At 61.3% G+C, this 941-nt stretch carries 1 protein-coding gene; it reads left to right on the top strand.

Annotation, left to right across the window (positions count from 1 at the left end):
• Positions 1-502: diguanylate cyclase (locus EN935_RS37910; protein ID WP_127374335.1), on the top strand; the 502-nt coding region annotated here is incomplete at its 5' end.
• Between the last annotated feature and the right edge of the window lie 439 nt (positions 503-941).

Raw genomic sequence — 941 nt, 5'->3', positions numbered from 1 at the left:
GGCGGTGACCGACGGCCTGACCGGGCTGCATAACCGCCGCTATCTCGACAGCCATCTACAGACGCTGTTCGATCGCGCCGTGGCACGGCGCCGGCCGCTGTCGGTGATGATCACCGACCTTGACCGCTTCAAGGCCATCAACGACGCGCATGGCCATGACGGCGGCGACGAAGTGTTGCGGGAATTTGCGCGACGGCTGCGCAAGAATGTCAGGGGTATCGACCTTGCCTGCCGCTTTGGCGGCGAGGAGTTCGTCGTGGTGATGCCGGACACCGAAGGTGCGGTTGCCGAGAAGGTGGCCGAGCGCATTCGCGCCGAAATTGCCCAGGCGCCTTTTGCCATCGGCCAGGACGGCAAGACGATCGAAGTCACGGTCAGCGTCGGGGTGTCGTCGGTGCTGAAGGGTGTGGATACGGTGGCGGCGCTGATGAAGCGTGCCGATCTCGCACTCTACGAAGCCAAGAGCGGTGGCCGCAACCGCGTCGTTGCCAAGGCGGCATAACCGGTCCAGACCCGATTATCCTGTCAACCCGACAGGGTTACCCGTTTACCTTAATCCAAGCGATTCGCGAGCCTTGGTTAAGAAACTGTTGATTTTCATAAGCTCTTGCGCAAGTGTGCAGGCCAAGACGAAGCCGGCACGAGGATAGACAGCCGGCTCGATCCCCAGAATACCCCATGATGCTCAGGTCCGCCGCATCTCCTGGGTCCGTGGGGTCGGCCGGCCGGCGCTGGCACATAGTGGCCTCCTCGTACCGCTGCCAAACGCCGACCGGCCCCCTTCTTTCCAATGAGCATCAGAGCTCCGTGCCAAAGCACGGAAGACTCTGCGTTTTTTGCGTGTGAAAATCCGGATATCGTTTTTAGGACTGCGACGGCGATGGCACGTTCCGTGCGCTGTCACGTGGCTGCCAACGATGAGGAAGAGTACCCCTCCATTT

The sequence above is a fragment of the Mesorhizobium sp. M7D.F.Ca.US.004.03.1.1 genome (assembly GCF_003998635.1).
In the GTDB taxonomy this organism is placed as follows: domain Bacteria; phylum Pseudomonadota; class Alphaproteobacteria; order Rhizobiales; family Rhizobiaceae; genus Mesorhizobium; species Mesorhizobium loti.
Note: the sequence above shows the minus strand (reverse complement) of the source record. Positions and strands in the feature narration are given on the sequence as shown.